Raw genomic sequence first — 14,501 nt, forward strand, 5'->3', positions numbered from 1 at the left:
AAAAAGCTTCACAAAAAACTTTTTTATGAATCGCAGTCAGATAACAGGGCACTGCATGCGCGTACTCCACATCATGGCGGCCCGGGGCAATGGTGGGGCCGAACTGTATTCCACTGATGTCATGCTCAGCCTGCATGCGGCGGGGCTTACGCAATGCGTGGTCATGCATCCTGCGGCCCCCCGGGGGAAAGAACTGCAAAAGGCAGGGGTGGCGGTGGAGACAGGACCGCTGCGCCTGCCGCTGCGTCCCCTGGTCCGCCATGCGCTGCGGGGCCTGGTTGAACGCATGCAGCCCGACCTGATCCATTGCTGGCTGCGCCGGGCGGCGGAACTGGTGCCCGCGCATACGGGTGTCCCGGTTATTGGCTGGTTTGGCAATTACAAGGACCTGCGTCCGTTTGCGCATTGTGACTGGTTTGTGGGCTGCACGCCCGACATGGCGCAGTCCATGCGCGAACGCGGCGCGCCAGCGAACCGGGTGGCCTACGTGCCCACCTTTCCCTCCGTCACGCCGCAGCCGCCCGTTTCCCGCCGGTCGCTGGATACGCCCGCCGGCGCGCCGGTGCTGCTGGTGCTGTCGCGGCTGCATCCGGCCAAGGGGCTGGAAACGCTGCTGGATGCGCTGGCCCTGCTGCCGCGCTGCCATGTGTGGCTGGCGGGGGAAGGGGACCTGAAGGCAGCCCTTGCGGCCCAGGCGGCCCGTCTGGGCATTGCGGACCGGGTGCATTTCCTTGGCTGGCGGTCCGATCGCGGGGCGCTGCTGGCGGCGGCGGACATATGCGTGCTGCCGTCGCGTTATGAACCCTTTGGCACCGTCATCCTGGATGCGTGGTCGGCGGATGTGCCGCTGGTGGCGTGTGCCGCGGCCGGTCCGCGCGCGCATGTGCGCGATGGCGATAATGGCATGCTGGTACCGATTGATGACGCGCCTGCGCTGTCTGCCGCCATACAGCGCGTGCTGGATGACCCGGTGCTGGCCGCGCAGATCGTGGCGGGCGGCAGGCGGGATTATCAGGCGCGTTTTACCCGCCAGGCCGTAACCGCGCAGTGGCTTGCGCTGTATGAACGCGTGCTGTCAGCGCGCCACAGGTAGCGGCGGCGCGGGCGGCGGGCGGGGCGTTGCCACCGGCGGCTTGGGGGCGGTGGCCATGCCATCGAGGAAGGCTTCGGCCAGTGCGGCATAGAGCGGTTGCGAACAGATCATGCGCGAGACGCCATAGGCAAGGAACGACGTGGCCAGCAGCGCCAGCGTCACCTGCTGGTTGTCGCACATTTCCATCACGATGACCGATGCCGTAAGCGGCGACTGCACCACGGCGGAAAAATAGGCCACCGTGCCCAGCAGCACCACCGCCCCCGGCGTGGTGTGCGGCAGGAACTGCGCGACCCAGCCCCCGAATCCCGCCCCGATGGCGAGTGAGGGCGCAAACAGCCCCCCCGGAATGCCCGAACAGTAGGAAATGATGGTGGCGATGAACTTCAGGATGAAGAAGGACGCGGGGTAATGCGTCTTGCCTTCGATGATTTCATGCGCCTGTTCATAGCCGGTGCCGTAGGTGATCCCGTCCGACGCGATGCCGATCACCGCCAGCAGCAGCCCGCAGGCGGCGGCGAACGCCACCGGCCTGCCACGGGCAAAGCGCCCCAGCCCACCGGGCAGGCCGCGCGTGGCCCGGATGAGGATGGCGGAGAACACGCCTCCACCGATCCCGCCAAGGATGCCGCAGGTCGGCACCGCGATCCAGCTTATGCCGATCGGCACCACCACGTCCGTATGCCCGAAATAGCTGTAGTTTCCCACCAGGGCGATGGCCGTCACACCCGACAGGATCACGCCTGTCAGCATGGTGCCGCTGGTGCGCTGCTCGAAGGAGTGGCTGAGTTCCTCGATCGCGAACACGATGCCGGCCAGCGGCGTATTGAACGCCGCCGACACGCCTGATGCGCCACCGGCCAGGATCAGCCCGCGCCGCATGCTGACGGTGGACAGGTTCAGCCACCGCCCGCAGGCATGCATGATGGCGGCGCCAATCTGCACGCTGGGTCCCTCGCGCCCGATGGAGCCGCCCGCCACCAGCCCCAGCGTGGTCAGCATGATCTTCCCCGCCGCCACCCGCAGCGAGAGCAGCCGGTCGATGATGGCGAAGTTTTCAAGGTGCAGGGTGGCGATGGTCTGCGGGATGCCGCTGCCCTGCGCGCCCCGGAACCACGTGCGTGTCAGCCACGAGGACAGCGCCAGCCCCCCCGGCGTCAGCGCCAGCATGATCCACGGGCTGATACCGATGACATGGTTGCGCAGCGTGGCCGCTGCGTCCGCCGCCATGGCGAATCCCACCGCGACCACGCCAACCACTACCGCCGCCGCCCAGCACGCCAGCTTGCGCCGCCACTGCTCGGTGGTGATGCGGGCGGAACGGCGCAGGTGGCGCATATGCTTCCTGCGGATTTCAGTCAGGTCGGTTCGCATGACCGGTCATGTACTTTCAGCAACGGCACTGACGGTTAAAACCGGGCGGGGACAGTCCGGTTGCGGGACAAGGGCAGCATTTATCGCAACCCGGACGGCCATTGCCGGCACGTCCGGCCTGTGGTTTCCCGGCCCGTGGCCGCCCGGTCAGGCGCAGCGGGCCGGGGCGGGATCAGGGCAGCACCAGCACGCCGGTATGCTTGGCCTTGCGTTCGGGTTCGACGTGGATGTTGATCAGCGCATCACCCACGCCCGCGCGCAGGCCGTCCTCGATATGGTCGCAGATATGATGGGCATCCTCTACGCTCATGCTGCCCGGCACCACAAGGTGGAATTCGATGAATGTCATGGCGCCCACGATACGCGCGCGGATGTCATGGGCCTCGATCGCGCCGGTGGCGGTATGGGAAATGATCGAGCGGATTTCCGCCAGCGTCCCGGAATCGGGGGCTTCGTCCATAAGCCCCGCGATGGAGGTACGCATCATGTCCCACCCCGTGCGCAGCACGTTGACCGCGATCAGCGCGGCCAGCAGCGGGTCCAGCCACAGCCATCCCGTCAGCGGGATCAGGATAAAGCCGCCAATCAGCACGGCGGATGCCCAGACATCGGACAGCACATGGTGCCCGCTGGCCACAAGGGCGGGGGAATTGTGCGCCCGCCCCATGCGCATGAGGTACAGCCCCCACCCCAGGTTGAGCAGCCCTGCCCCGCCATTGAGGGAGATGCCCGTGAGCGAATCCTCGGGCGGGTGCATGTGCGTGAAGCCCACCCATGCCTCATGCGCGATGGTGAAGGCGGTGATGACCACCAGCACCCCTTCCGCCACGGCGGACAGGTATTCGGCCTTGTAATGCCCATAGGTGTGGTTGTGGTCGGGCGGCAGGCTGGCCACCCGCAGCGCCCATAGCCCCGCCACGGCGGAGACCACGTTGATGATCGTCTCGATCGCATCGGAATACAGCGCGATGCTGCCCGTCACCCGCCATGCGGCGTATTTCATGCCCAGCGCGACGATGCTGACGGCGACGCTGCACCAGGCCGCGCGCATCTTGGTGTTGGTATTGGAAAACATGTCGGGCAGGGGTCTCTTGAAACCTAGATGGTATGGGCGTCGGCAAGGACGCAGTGACCCGCGTCGCTCAGTGTTTCGATCTGGAACGTGGGATGGACGATGCCAAAGCGTTCATGCAGTTCACGCGCCGCGCGGTTGAGCAGCCCGTCAGGGGCATGCCCGTTTTCACTGGCGTCGCGCACAAGGTGGACCGTCAGCGCGGTTTCGGTGGTGCTGATCGGCCAGATATGCAGGTCATGCAGGTCGCACACGCCGGGCAGGGTGCGCAGGAAGGCATCCACCTGTTCGGCGTTGATGCCGCGCGGCACGCGGTCCAGCGCCATGTCCAGCGAATCCCGCAAAAGCGACCAGGTCGCCACGATAATGGACAGCGACACGACAAGGCAGATGACGGGATCGATTCGCAGCCATCCCGTCATCAGGATCAGCCCGCCACCTGCCACTACCGCCAGCGACATGAGCGCATCCGACACCATGTGCACGAACGCACCACGCAGGTTCAGGTCCGTCCTGCCGCCGCTTGCGAACAGCATGGCCGTCACCCCGTTGACCGCGATGCCGATGCCCGCGACCACCATGACCGCGACACCGGCGACCGGGTGCGGGTGGATCAGGCGCAGCACGGCTTCCCACATGATGCCGCCGGTCACGACCAGCAGGGCCACCGCATTGCCCAGCGCCGCAAGGATGGATGACCGGCGCAGCCCGTATGTGAAATCGCGGCTGGGGACGCGGCGCGAAAGGATTTCCGCCAGCCATGCGGCCCCCAAGGCGAGCACGTCCGACAGGTTGTGCCCCGCATCCGCCAGCAGCGACAGCGCATGGCTGCGCACGCCCCATGCCGCCTCCCCGGCGACATAGGCAAGGTTGAGCGCGATCCCGATGGCGAATGCCCGGCCATAGGATGCGGGCGTATGGACATGATGGTGGCCGAACAGCCCGCCATGGCCCTGCCCGCAGTCATGGTCCGCGTGGCCATCGCTGCCATGGTCGTGGCCCGCATGACTGTCGGGACCGTGGGCGTCATGGCCATGATCGTGGTTATGGTCATGGCTGTCATGGTCGCCATGGTTATGCTGGCACTCACCCATGGGGCAGCATCCGTTCAGCAGTGGGATTGAAAGCGTGCCGCCTTCCTAGCAGAAGGTTGCGGCACGTCACCAGCACTTAGCGCATTTTGTGCGCGGGGCCGCCGTGATATGGCATCGCCACGGCCCCACTGCCATGGAAACGCGACCCGATGATCCGACTGACCGAACTGCGCCTGCCCATCGACCATGACGACGCCGCCCTGGCGCAGGCCGTGGCCGACCGGCTGGGCGTGCCCGTCGCGGATATTACGGACATGCGCATAGTCCGCCGGGGCCATGACGCGCGCCGCAGGCGCCGTATCGTGCTGGTCTATACGGTGGACTGCGCCGTGCGGGACGAAGCCCGCGTCCTTGCCGCGCATGGCGGCGCGCGCGACATCATGCCCGCCCCCGATACGGCCTATCATTTCGTGGTGGATGATGGCCCGGCCATGGCGCGGGCGGCGGGGTTCGTGCGCCCGGTGGTGATCGGTGCGGGGCCATGCGGGCTGATGGCGGCCCTGGTGCTGGCGCAGATGGGATTGCGCCCTGTGGTGCTGGAACGCGGCAAGGTGGTGCGTGAGCGCACCGTCGATACCTTCGCCCTGTGGCGCAAATCCATCCTGAACCCCGAAAGCAACGTGCAGTTTGGCGAAGGGGGGGCCGGAACGTTCTCGGACGGCAAGCTGTACAGCCAGGTCAGCGACCCCCGGCATTACGGGCGCAAGGTGCTGGCGGAATTCGTGCGCGCGGGCGCGCCGGAGGAAATCCTGTACCTTTCCCGGCCCCATATCGGCACCTTCCGCCTTGTCTCGATGGTGGAGCATATCCGCGCCGAGATCGAGGCGCTGGGCGGTGAATACCGCTTTGGCGCGCATGTGACCGATTTCGTGACCCGTGATGATGGCGCGGGCGGGCGGCGCATGGCCGCCCTGCGGCTGGCGGATGGGGATGAAATCGTGGCGGATCACGTCGTGCTGGCCATAGGCCACAGCGCGCGCGACACCTTTGGGTCCCTGCACGCGGCAGGCGTGGAGATGGTGGCCAAGCCGTTTTCGATCGGCGTGCGGATCGAACACCCGCAATCCGTCATCAACACCGCCCGCTATGGCCAGCCCGAAACCGTGCCGCTGCTGGGGGCGGCGGATTACAGGCTGGTGCACCATGCGGCCAACGGGCGCGGGGTCTATTCGTTCTGCATGTGTCCCGGTGGCACGGTGGTGGCCGCCACGTCGGAGGTCGGGCAGGTGGTGACCAATGGCATGAGCCAGTATTCCCGTGCCGAACGCAACGCCAATGCGGGCATCGTGGTGGGGGTTACGCCGGAACGCGATTATCCCGGCGGCCCGCTGGCCGGTATCGCCTTTCAGCGTGAGTGGGAACGCAAGGCGTTCGAAGCCGGCGGGGGGGCCTATTTCGCCCCGGCGCAGACGGTGGGGGATTTCCTTGAGGGCAGGCCGTCGACCACATTGGGCGATGTCGTGCCGTCCTACAGGCCCGGTGTCACCCCTACCGACCTTGCGCGCTGCCTGCCGGAATTCGCGGTGGCCGCCATGCGGGAGGCATTGCCCGCGTTCGAGCGCAAGATACCGGGCTTTTCCATGCGTGATGCGGTCATGACCGGGGTGGAAACGCGCACGTCCTCCCCCCTGCGCATCCCGCGCGGGGTGGACGGGCAGGGCGTGAACATGCGCGGCCTGTTCCCCGCGGGCGAGGGGGCGGGTTATGCCGGTGGCATCCTGTCGGCCGGGATTGATGGTATCCGCATTGCCGAGGCCGTGGCCCTGTCGCTGGCCGGTCGCCCGGTTGACGGGATCATGCAGCGCGACATGACGCAGGCGACCGACGCGCAGTGAATCAAAACGGATAAAAGTTTTTGGGTGCCGCCTTTTTTCAAAAAGGCGGCGTTCTTTGAAGCTTTTTGAAAAAAGCTTCACCAAAAACTTTTATTATTATCAGCGATTTATAAAAACGAGACCGGGTCGATATCCACGTCGATCCGCGCCCCGCGCTCAGGCTTCACGCGCGATAGCCATTCGCGCATGATCGGTTGCACCGCGATGTTGCGCCGTGCGCGCAGCAGCAGGCGGAAACGGTGCCGCCCGCGCAGGATGGCCAGTGGCGCCGGTGCCGGCCCCAGCACCTGCACGCCATCCATCCGGGGCGCGTTCTGGCCCAGCGCGCGCGCCGTCAGGTCCGCCGCATCGGGTGCTTCCGCGCTGACGATCAGGGCGGCAAGCCGGCCATAAGGGGGCCAGAAGCCGGGGCGACGCTGCTCGGCTTCCTGTTCCATGAAGCTTGCGAAATCGCCCGATACCAGCGCCTGCATGACCGGGTGGTCGGGCACGTAGCTTTGCAGCAGCACGCGGCCCGGGGCCTCGGCACGGCCCGCGCGGCCCGCCACCTGGTGCAACAGTTGCACCGTGCGCTCGGACGCGCGCAGGTCGCCACCGCCCAGGCCCAGGTCGGCATCCACGATTCCCACCAGCGTCAGGTGCGGGAAATGCCAGCCCTTGGCCACGATCTGCGTGCCGATCACAAGGTCGATCTCGCGCCGGGCTATGCGCTCGACGGCGGCGGCGGTGGCGGCGGGGCCATTGAGCGTATCGCTGGCCATGACCAGTATCCGCGCATCGGGGAAGGTGGCGCGCGCTTCTTCGGTTATCCGTTCCACGCCGGGGCCTATGGGGGTCAGGCTGTCGGCATCGGCGCATTTGGGGCAGGTCTGGGGAATGGGTTCGTCATACCCGCAATGGTGGCAGGTCAGGATATGGCGCGCGCGGTGTTCCACCAGCCACGCGGTGCAGTTGGGGCACTGCATGCGGTGGCCACAGGTGCGGCACAGCGTCAGCGGCGCGTAGCCCCGGCGGTTGAGGAACAGCATCGCCTGTTCCCCGCGCCCGATCGCATCATTGATCGCGCCGGTCAGGGTGGGCGACAGGAACAGCCCGCGTTCGGGCGGGTCCGCGCGCATGTCCAGCGTTTCCACATCCGGCATGCTGGCGTTGCCGTGGCGTGCGCCCAGCTTCAGGTGCCGGTACCGGCCCGCGCCGACATTGGCCAGGCTTTCAAGGCTGGGCGTGGCGGAAACCAGCACCACGGGCGCGCGGCTCATGCGCGCGCGGACCACCGCCATGTCGCGGGCGTGGTAGGTCACGCCGTCTTCCTGCTTGAAGGCGGTTTCGTGTTCCTCATCGACAATGATCAGGCCAAGCTGGTCGAACGGCAGGAACAACGCCGACCGCGCGCCAACCACGACCCGCGCCGTGCCATCGGCCACCGCCCGCCACGTCACCCGGCGCAGGCGTGATCCCAGGTCGGAATGCCACAGGGCGGGTTCCGCGCCAAAGCGGCGGGCAAACCGCCCGGTCCACTGGGCCGACAGCGCGATTTCGGGCAGCAGCACCAGCGCCTGCCGCCCCGCTTCGACACAGGCGGCTATGGCTTCCATGTAAATCTCGGTCTTGCCGGACCCGGTCACCCCTTCCAGCAGGGTGATGGAAAACCCGTTCTCCGCCACGCGGGCGCGCAGTTCGGTGGCGACTGTCGCCTGGTCGCCTTCCAGCACCGGGGGGCAATGCGCGGGATCGGGACTGGCAAAGGGCGGCGGCGGGGCGATTTCAACCGCCTGCAATGCGCCGGCCTGCGCCAGCCCGCGGATCACGGCGGCCCCCACGCCCGCGCGGCGGGCCAGTTCCGTCGTGGTCAGGGGGGCGCCACTGGCTGCGATATCCAGCACCCTGTGCCGCGCGGGCGTCAGGCGCAGGCCCGTGGGTGGCGTGGGAACCGGCTCCCAGCCGGAGGCGGGACGCGGCAGCGGGGCCAGCGCGTTGGCCCGCAACGCCATGGCCAGCACCATGCCCGGCGGCGAGAGGGTATAGGCGGCCACCCAGTCCACGAACTGCCGCAACTGCGCGGGCAACGGCGGCAGGTCAAGGCGGCTCGCTACGGGTTTGAGGCGTGCCGTCGGGACGTCCTTCTGGGGTGGGGGGGTGAATTCGGGGGGCAGGCGGGATGTCGCGTCCCAGACCACGCCCGTTTCGGTGCGGCGGCCCAGTGGCACGCTGACGATGTCACCGGGCCGCACATCGGCCAGGCGGGGCGGCAGCAGGTAGTCCAGCGGCCCGGCAAAGGGCAGGGTCAGCATGACCCGCACCCGACCATCAGCAGGGGTAGGCAGCAGGTCCGGTTGTGAAGCATTGCGATGCGGCATGTGTTTTTCTACCGTCAGGCATCGCCCGTGTCTTGTCCATCATTTGCACAGGGCGCACACACCATCATTATGAAAAGCCTGCTTGTGACATATCCTGAAAAACGCAGGAAAGTTTTTGGTGAAGCTTTTTTCAAAAAGCTTCGAAGAACGCCGCCTTTTTGAAAAAAGGCAGCACCCAAAAACTTTTATTATTTTTTATCAACGCGTTATTGCGAGAAAATCTTTATGAAAGGGCGCGGGATATGATGGCAACCGAAGCACGTGACGCCTTCCTGCAATGGATGGAAACCGAACGTCGCGCCGCGCCCCTGACGCTTGCGGCCTATCGGGGGGACCTGGACCGGTTCCTTGCCTTCCTGACCACGCATCTGGGTGCGGAGCCGGACATGGGAGTGCTGGCGGGCCTGTCGCTGGCCGACCTGCGGGCATGGCTGGCCCATGAACATGCCGCCGCCCTGAGCGGCCGCCGCCCCACGACACAGGATCGCGCCGCGCGTACGCGCGCGCGCCGGGTTTCGGCGTTGCGGTCCTTCTACCGTTACCTTGCGCGCCACCACGGTGTCGATAATCCGGCGCCGGGCCTGCTGGCCACGCCGCGCACGCGCCGCCCGCTGCCCCGCCCGCTGCCACAGGCCCAGGCGCTGGAGGTGCCCGAAGGGGTATCGGACATCGCCCATACCCCCATGGCGCGGGTGCGCGACGGGGCGTTGTTCATGCTGCTGTATGGATGTGGCCTGCGTATTTCCGAAGCCCTGACGCTGGATGTGCGTGATCTGGAGCAGGCCCGCGCCCTGGGCGATGGCGTGAAAGGCGATGGCGTGCTGCGCATACGCGGCAAGGGCGGCAAGGAGCGCATGGTGCCCGTGCTGCCACAGGTCATGCAGGCGCTTGCGCGCTGGCTGGGCGCGCACCCGCTGCCGCAGCCCGATGCGCCGCTGTTCGTGGGCGTGCGCGGTGGCCGCCTGCAGGCCGGCATCGCCCAGCGCGCCATGCGCACATGGCGGCACATGGCGGGCCTGCCCGACCATGCCACCCCGCATGCGTTGCGGCATTCCTTCGCCACCCACCTTATGGAAGGCGGCGCCGACCTGCGGGTGATACAGGACCTGCTGGGCCATGCCAGCCTGTCCACCACGCAGCGTTATACGCTGGCGGACGAAGCCCGGCTTATGGATGTCTGGACACGTGCGCATCCCCATGCCACCGATACCCCGCCCGATACTGCACGATGAACAGGATTGCCCATGTCCCAGCGGTTCCCCTATCCCCCGATCGCCCCCTACGATCACGGCTGGCTTGATACGGGGGAGGGACACCGCATTTACTGGGAGCTGTGCGGCAATCCCGAGGGCATCCCGGTGGTTTTCCTGCATGGTGGCCCCGGTGGCGGCTGTTCGGCCTTCCAGCGCCAGATGTTCGACCCCGACCGCTACCGCATCCTGCTGTTCGACCAGCGTGGCTGCGGGCGATCGACGCCGCATGCGTCGCTGGCCAACAACACGACATGGCATCTCGTGGCCGATATCGAACGGCTGCGCGTCATGACCGGCGCGGAAAAATGGATGGTGTTCGGCGGGTCATGGGGGTCCACGCTGGCGCTGGCCTATGCGCAGGCGCATTCTGGGCATGTCAGCGCGCTGGTGCTGCGCGGCATCTTCACCCTGCGCCGGGCGGAACTGCTGTGGTATTATCAGGATGGCGCATCATGGCTGTTTCCCGATCTGTGGGAACAGTTTGTCGCCCCCATTCCGCCCGATGAGCGCGGCGACCTGATGGCGGCCTATCACCGCCAGTTGACCGGCCCGGACGCGGAGGTGCAGATGAAGGCCGCCATAGCGTGGAGCGTGTGGGAAGGGCGCACCATTACCCTGCGTCCCGCGTCCGACACCATCATACAGCATGCCGACCCGCGTTACGCGCTGGCGTTTTCGCGTATCGAAAACCACTATTTCATCAATGCCGGATGGCTGGATGAGGGCCAGTTGATCCGTGACGTGGGACGTATCCGCCATATCCCCGCCGTCATCGTGCAGGGGCGCTATGATGTCACCACGCCCATGCGCACCGCGTGGGACCTGCACCGCGCATGGCCCGAGGCGGATTTCCGGATCATTGATACGGCTGCCCACGCCATGACCGAACCGGGCATCCTGTCCGCCCTGCTGGATGCGACCGACACCATGGCCGGGCGACTGGCATAGTGGCGGGAAGGCGTAACCGGCCTGCGGCATGGGGGCTTGCGGCGTGGGGCATTGCCGCCATGGGCGGGGCCGGGCTGCCGGTGGCGGCCATGGCGGCACAGGATACGGTGCCGCGCCTGTGCAACCATGAACGCGTCGCCCAGGTGCCGCTGCGTGATGATGGCGGCTACCTGTCCATTGTCGTCAGCATCGCGGGCCATGACCTCAGCGCGCTGGTGGATACGGGATCGGATGGCGGCCTGCTGACCCCGGACATGGTGGGCTACCTGCGGCTGCGGCTTGATCCCGACCATGAAACCGTCATCCATGGCACGGGCGGGATGGCGCAGGCGACGCCGAACGCCCTGGTGCCGGACCTGCGGGTGGGCAATGTCGATTTCGGCGCGCGTTCGGTGCCGGTGGGCGAACTGCCGGGCCAGCCGATGATCCACCCACCCGTGGCGGGGCTGCTGGGGGGCGATATCCTGTCGCGCTTCGACCTGGACATGGATGTGCCCGGCGGCATGCTGACATTGTGGAACATCCAGCATGGGTCCATGGCCTGCGCGCCGCCACCGGCATGGGACGGGCCGTATGAAACCGTGCCGCTGCGCAGGCAGGACAACCGTTTCCTGCTGGAAGTGAAACTGGATGGCAGGCCGGTCACGGCCCTGCTGGACAGTGGCGCGCGTTCGCGCATCGTCTCGCCAGAGGTCGCGCGCCGCGCCGGTGTCAGCCAGTCACAGCTTGACCGCGACCCCGGCGGCGTGACCGCCAGCGTGGACGGACACAAGGATATCTACCACTGGCACCGCTTCGACAGCCTGCAGGTCGGTCATGAGCTGGAGCGCAATGTCACGCTGACCGTGGCCCCCTTGCGCGAACATCTGGAAATGCTGCTGGGGTCGGACTGGTTCGCCACCCACCGGGTGTGGATATCCTATGCCACCAACCAGATCTTCATCCGGCCCGCGCCACGGCAGGCCCCCGGTAAGGGATGAATTGAAAAACGGAAGTTCCTGGTGAAGCTTTTTCCAAAAAGCTTCGGGGAACGCCGCCTGTCTGAAAGAAGGTGGTCCCGGAACTTTTATTTTTTGCACGACAGGTTGTTTTCAGGCGGTCTTGAAAAATCAGGCCCGGCATGACCTGCCGGGCCTGGGATAACCGCCGGGATGATCGGGGTGGATCAGCCCTTCAGCTTGGCGTTGCATACGCTGTAATAGCCGCCGCCCTTCTGGATCCAGCGCAGGCCGCCATTGGCGTTGGTGGCCTTGTTGGCGTTGTACTGGTCAAGGCAGGTGTGCATGCGGGCCTTGCCGGCGGCTTCCTTGCTGTATTTTGGGGAAACGGCGTCAGGCAGCGTGGCGCTGGTGGACACGGGGGCCGCAGCCGGGGCGGCAGCCTTGGGGGCGGGGGCAGCCGGTGCCGCGACGGGGCTGGCCGCGGGGGCCGCGGCTTCGGTGGCCTTGGTCTCCGGGGTGGCGGCATCACCGCACTGGGCGGTCTTGAAGTCCTTGTAGCTCTGCCCGTTCAGCGTGCCCGCGGTGCGGGCTGTGGCGAACTTCTGGTGGCATGCCTTGGAGGTTTCGCGGGCGTGCGCTGCACCGGCCGACAGGGTGAGGGCGAGCACGGACGCGGCTGCGATCTTGAAACGGAAGGATGTGGCCATGGAGTGGATCGGTCCTGAAATGACGGTTGTAAAAAAGGTGGGGCTACAGTGCGCTGTCGCCTGTTTCCCGTGTCCGGATGCGGATGACGCTGTCAAGGGGGGAGATGAAGATCTTGCCATCACCGATCTTGCCGGTATGGGCGGCTTCCAGAATCGTTTCCACCGCCTGTTCCACCAGGTCGTCGCTCACGGCGACCTCGATCTTGATCTTGGGTAGGAAGCTTACGTGATATTCCGCCCCGCGATAGATTTCGGTCTGGCCCTTCTGCCGGCCAAAGCCCTTGACTTCCGATACGGTCAGCCCCTGTATCCCCAACGGGGTCAGGGCCTCACGCACATCGTCGAGCTTGAAAGGCTTGATGATGGCTGTGACAAGCTTCATCTCACCATGTCTCCATTTCTGCTGTCCGGCCGGGCTGACCGTGTGTGAAAGGTAAGGTAACGTCCCGTCTATACCCTGATCGGGTGATGCATGTCATCCGCCTTGGCGCTTCCGATGTGTTAAGCGCGCTTGTGCCCGCCCCGTGGAGGGGCGTAAATCCGGCAGGCCTGCCGTCCCTGCCATAAGGCCCAGAACAGGAAACGAAATGACCGCGAACATGCCATCCCATACAGCACCCGGACCGCTTGAGGTCGATGTCTGCATCGTGGGGGCGGGGCCGGTGGGCGCGACACTGGCCTGCCGCCTGGCCGCCGATGGCATGCGGGTCGCGATCATTGACCGCGCGGCCCTGCCGCCGATGGAGCACCCGGCTTTCGATGGGCGCGCCTATGCCATTGCCGCAGGGTCGCGCCGCCTGCTGGAGGAAGCGGGCGTATGGCAGCGCCTGCCCATGGAATCGTGCGATATCCGCGAAATCCGCGTGACTGATGGCCGGCCGGGGCAGCCGCCCTCGCGCCTGTTCCTTGAATTCGGGCGCGGCGACGCCGACCAGCCTTTCGGCGCGATGATCGAGGCGCGCGCCCTGCGCGTGGCGCTGAACGCAAGCCTGCATGCAACGCCCGGCGTGCATGTTTTCGCCCCTGACGAAGGGGTGGTGACGCGCAGCCCCGATGGCGCGGTGATCCGCACCACCAGCGGGCGCGTGATCCACGCACGCCTGGTGGTCGCGGCGGAAGGGCGGCGCAGCCCGCTGCGGGACCAGGCCCGCATCACGGTTACGCGCCTGCCCTACAACCAGTGCGGCATTGTCTGCGCCGTGGCCCATGAGTTCCCGCATGAAGGCCGCGCGCTGGAACATTTCCTGCCCGCAGGCCCGTTTGCGCAGTTGCCCATGGCGGGAACGGCCGAGCATCCCAACCTGTCCGCCCTCGTCTGGACCGAAAGCGAGAAGGTCGCCCACCGTCTGGCCGACCTGCCGCATGACGCCTTCGCCCACGAAATCCGCCGCCGCATGGGCGATGACTGGCTGGGCGCCATCAACCCGGTGGGGCGGCGGTGGGTCTATCCGCTTTCGGCGCAGTACGCGCAGCGTTATATTGATACGCGCCTCGCCCTGGTGGGGGACGCCGCGCATGGCATCCACCCCATCGCGGGGCAGGGGCTGAACCTCGGCTTCCGTGACGTGATCGCCATGGCCGACATCCTTGGTCGCGTGCATGCCGGTGGCGGGGACGTGGGGGCGGCGGACGTGCTGCGCCGGTACCAGGCGCGGTGCCGTCCCGCCAACATGCTCATGCTGGTGGCGACCGATGCGCTGGAACGCCTGTTCGGCAATGACAACCCGGTCCTGCGGCTGGCGCGCGACGTGGGGCTTGCGGCCGTCAACCGCATCACCCCGCTGCGCCGCAGCTTTGCCCGGCACGCCATGGGCCTGTAAAACGGGG

General features: G+C 66.7%; 12 protein-coding genes. 6 read left to right on the forward strand and 6 right to left on the reverse strand.

The genetic code is table 11. The annotated features are described in order from the left end of the window. Window positions 1–55 precede the first annotated feature (55 nt). Entirely contained in the window at window positions 56–1,093 is a 1,038-nt protein-coding gene (locus CFR76_RS06820) for a glycosyltransferase (protein ID WP_110556453.1), read from the forward strand. On the opposite strand, the gene CFR76_RS06825 is transcribed toward CFR76_RS06820, so the two are convergent. The 3 genes from CFR76_RS06825 to CFR76_RS06835 all read right to left on the reverse strand — a co-directional run bounded on the left by CFR76_RS06825 (window position 1,076) and on the right by CFR76_RS06835 (window position 4,633). Next, window positions 1,076–2,431 carry a chloride channel protein gene (locus CFR76_RS06825; RefSeq protein WP_110556514.1) on the reverse strand — a complete coding sequence of 452 codons (1,356 nt, stop codon included), beginning with the start codon at window positions 2,429–2,431 and terminating at the stop codon, window positions 1,076–1,078. The two genes, CFR76_RS06820 and CFR76_RS06825, sit on opposite strands and share 18 nt — an antisense overlap. 208 nt (window positions 2,432–2,639) lie before the next feature. Continuing rightward, a complete protein-coding gene (locus CFR76_RS06830; protein WP_110556454.1) occupies window positions 2,640–3,542 on the reverse strand; it encodes a cation diffusion facilitator family transporter in 903 nt (300 codons plus the stop codon). Between the two features lie 23 nt (window positions 3,543–3,565). Beyond that, window positions 3,566–4,633, reverse strand: a complete 1,068-nt coding sequence (locus tag CFR76_RS06835; protein WP_110556455.1) for a cation diffusion facilitator family transporter — start codon at window positions 4,631–4,633, stop codon at window positions 3,566–3,568. 149 nt (window positions 4,634–4,782) lie between these two features. Here CFR76_RS06835 and CFR76_RS06840 point away from each other — a divergent pair, with 149 nt between their 5' ends. Beyond that, a complete protein-coding gene (locus tag CFR76_RS06840; protein WP_110556456.1) occupies window positions 4,783–6,468 on the forward strand; it encodes an NAD(P)/FAD-dependent oxidoreductase in 1,686 nt (561 codons plus the stop codon). A 107-nt stretch (window positions 6,469–6,575) separates the two neighbouring features. On the opposite strand, the gene CFR76_RS06845 is transcribed toward CFR76_RS06840, so the two are convergent. Next, entirely contained in the window at window positions 6,576–8,825 is a 2,250-nt protein-coding gene (locus CFR76_RS06845; RefSeq protein WP_110556457.1) for a primosomal protein N', read from the reverse strand. A 242-nt stretch (window positions 8,826–9,067) separates the two neighbouring features. On the opposite strand from CFR76_RS06845, the gene CFR76_RS06850 reads away from it, so the two are divergent. From CFR76_RS06850 to CFR76_RS06860, 3 genes are read left to right on the forward strand one after another with little or no spacing between them, the layout of a single operon-like run. Next, on the forward strand, window positions 9,068–10,057 hold the full coding sequence (locus tag CFR76_RS06850) for a tyrosine recombinase XerC (RefSeq protein ID WP_110556458.1): 990 nt from the start codon (window positions 9,068–9,070) through the stop codon (window positions 10,055–10,057). A 12-nt stretch (window positions 10,058–10,069) separates the two neighbouring features. Beyond that, entirely contained in the window at window positions 10,070–11,026 is a 957-nt protein-coding gene (gene pip, locus CFR76_RS06855; protein ID WP_110556459.1) for a prolyl aminopeptidase, read from the forward strand. 59 nt (window positions 11,027–11,085) lie between these two features. After that, a complete protein-coding gene (locus tag CFR76_RS06860; protein WP_110556515.1) occupies window positions 11,086–12,006 on the forward strand; it encodes an aspartyl protease family protein in 921 nt (306 codons plus the stop codon). A gap of 185 nt (window positions 12,007–12,191) precedes the next feature. On the opposite strand, the gene CFR76_RS06865 is transcribed toward CFR76_RS06860, so the two are convergent. Both CFR76_RS06865 and CFR76_RS06870 read right to left on the reverse strand, forming a co-directional pair. After that, complete coding sequence (locus tag CFR76_RS06865; protein ID WP_110556460.1) at window positions 12,192–12,674, reverse strand: hypothetical protein; 483 nt, start codon at window positions 12,672–12,674, stop codon at window positions 12,192–12,194. 43 nt (window positions 12,675–12,717) lie between these two features. Next, window positions 12,718–13,056, reverse strand: a complete 339-nt coding sequence (locus CFR76_RS06870; protein ID WP_110556461.1) for a P-II family nitrogen regulator — start codon at window positions 13,054–13,056, stop codon at window positions 12,718–12,720. A 205-nt stretch (window positions 13,057–13,261) separates the two neighbouring features. Here CFR76_RS06870 and CFR76_RS06875 point away from each other — a divergent pair, with 205 nt between their 5' ends. Further along, a complete protein-coding gene (locus CFR76_RS06875) occupies window positions 13,262–14,494 on the forward strand; it encodes a UbiH/UbiF/VisC/COQ6 family ubiquinone biosynthesis hydroxylase (RefSeq protein ID WP_110556462.1) in 1,233 nt (410 codons plus the stop codon). The last annotated feature ends 7 nt before the right edge of the window (window positions 14,495–14,501 follow it).

Source organism: Komagataeibacter swingsii, from assembly GCF_003207895.1.
In the GTDB taxonomy this organism is placed as follows: domain Bacteria; phylum Pseudomonadota; class Alphaproteobacteria; order Acetobacterales; family Acetobacteraceae; genus Komagataeibacter; species Komagataeibacter swingsii.

Coding starts and splice junctions, on each gene's coding strand:
- CFR76_RS06870 (WP_110556461.1), bottom strand. CDS start 13,056: ATGAAGCTTGTCACAGCCATCATCAAGCCTTTCAAGCTCGACGATGTG.
- CFR76_RS06850 (WP_110556458.1), top strand. CDS start 9,068: ATGATGGCAACCGAAGCACGTGACGCCTTCCTGCAATGGATGGAAACC.
- CFR76_RS06825 (WP_110556514.1), bottom strand. CDS start 2,431: ATGCGCCACCTGCGCCGTTCCGCCCGCATCACCACCGAGCAGTGGCGG.
- CFR76_RS06840 (WP_110556456.1), top strand. CDS start 4,783: ATGATCCGACTGACCGAACTGCGCCTGCCCATCGACCATGACGACGCC.
- CFR76_RS06835 (WP_110556455.1), bottom strand. CDS start 4,633: ATGGGTGAGTGCCAGCATAACCATGGCGACCATGACAGCCATGACCAT.
- CFR76_RS06830 (WP_110556454.1), bottom strand. CDS start 3,542: ATGTTTTCCAATACCAACACCAAGATGCGCGCGGCCTGGTGCAGCGTC.
- CFR76_RS06860 (WP_110556515.1), top strand. CDS start 11,086: ATGGGCGGGGCCGGGCTGCCGGTGGCGGCCATGGCGGCACAGGATACG.
- CFR76_RS06875 (WP_110556462.1), top strand. CDS start 13,262: ATGACCGCGAACATGCCATCCCATACAGCACCCGGACCGCTTGAGGTC.
- CFR76_RS06845 (WP_110556457.1), bottom strand. CDS start 8,825: ATGCCGCATCGCAATGCTTCACAACCGGACCTGCTGCCTACCCCTGCT.
- CFR76_RS06820 (WP_110556453.1), top strand. CDS start 56: ATGCGCGTACTCCACATCATGGCGGCCCGGGGCAATGGTGGGGCCGAA.
- CFR76_RS06865 (WP_110556460.1), bottom strand. CDS start 12,674: ATGGCCACATCCTTCCGTTTCAAGATCGCAGCCGCGTCCGTGCTCGCC.
- pip (WP_110556459.1), top strand. CDS start 10,070: ATGTCCCAGCGGTTCCCCTATCCCCCGATCGCCCCCTACGATCACGGC.